Here is a 290-nt window from a genome sequence, read left to right on the forward strand (position 1 = left end):
AAGATGGCTCTCAATAATAGATTGTATAATGAATCAATCATCCATCATTCTGATAGAGGTTCACAGTATTGTTCTCACAACTATGTTGATTTATTACTAAAAAACAACATCGGTATTAGTATGACCGAAAATGGAGATCCTTATGAAAATGCATTAGCAGAAAGAGTAAATGGTATTATTAAAACAGAATTTAATCTTTACTCTAGCTCCTTAGGTTTTGACCAAACAGGATATCAAGTAAGTAAAAGTATTAAGTCTTATAATGAATTAAGACCTCATGCAAGTTGTGA

The 290-nt window shown here is 30.3% G+C and carries 1 protein-coding gene; it reads left to right on the top strand.

All coding sequences use genetic code 11. From position 1 onward, the window contains the following. Nucleotides 1–3 precede the first annotated feature (3 nt). On the top strand, nt 4–290 hold a 287-nt coding region (locus tag AC23MC_RS16460), incomplete at its 3' end, for an integrase core domain-containing protein (protein ID WP_487569414.1).

This window comes from Flavobacterium sp. T50_26, assembly GCF_057652995.1.